Raw genomic sequence first — 803 nt, 5'->3', positions numbered from 1 at the left:
TGGCGCGACGCCGCGCAGCAGGTCGTCGATGCCCGCGATCTCGGCCGTCCTGCGCAAACTCCGATGCAATCCCGAAAAGCCGTGCAAGCGATGCGCAAACCAGCAGCGCGCCGCGGATGTTCACAACGCCGAGCACCGCCCGATGACGCCGGTGCGGCAGCGAGTGGATCGGCCTTAACTGCGCGACCTGCTGGAAGATGGCCGTGGGCAAACCCAGCCATTCATCGCCGATGCGGAACACGAGCCATGACGTGGTATCGGCTTCACGCGCGGTACGGTCGGCCAGCGAATTCAGCGGCTGGCGTTCGCCGATCGAATCGACGGCGTGCTCACGGTCGAGCACGAGCGCAGCCGCGGCATCGTGCACGGGGCAATTGCGGCAATGGATGTAGCCGGCAAGACGTGGACACGAGCCGTCGCCACGCACGCCGATCCGGTTCCAGCAATCATCGATGAGCACTGTCTGGGGCGCGTCGTGGACTTCACTCATCGCGTCCTCCCGAAGCACGACCCGGATGACTCGCCCGCGCCGCACGAGCCAGCAGCAATTGCGCGCCCGCACGATCGCCCTCCAGTCCCAACACCGCTGCGAGATGCGTCAACGCTTCGCCATGCTCGGGATCGAGATACAGCGCACGTTTGTAATGACCGCGCGCCTCGGTTTGCGCGCCCTGAGCATCGGCAATGACGCCCAGCAGGTAATACGCGTCTGCGCTCGACGGATGGGTCTCGAGGAACCCACGGGCAAGAGCGGCGGCTTCGGACAAGGACCCGCTGTTGGCGAGCGCAGACGCGTATTACCA

General features: G+C 65.6%; 1 protein-coding gene and 1 pseudogene. Both read right to left on the bottom strand.

Annotation, left to right across the window (positions count from 1 at the left end; translation table 11 throughout):
• On the bottom strand, positions 1 to 490 hold a 490-nt coding region (locus ACRXB1_RS37060; protein ID WP_449494908.1), incomplete at its 3' end, for a chemotaxis protein CheW.
• Positions 483 to 782 (bottom strand): annotated as a pseudogene (locus ACRXB1_RS37055) (tetratricopeptide repeat protein); the annotation flags it as partial. The pseudogene ACRXB1_RS37055 and the gene ACRXB1_RS37060, both read right to left, overlap by 8 nt.
• Between the last annotated feature and the right edge of the window lie 21 nt (positions 783 to 803).

It is taken from the genome of Caballeronia sp. M23-90, from assembly GCF_053574605.1.
This window is presented reverse-complemented; position numbering and strand designations above follow the sequence as displayed.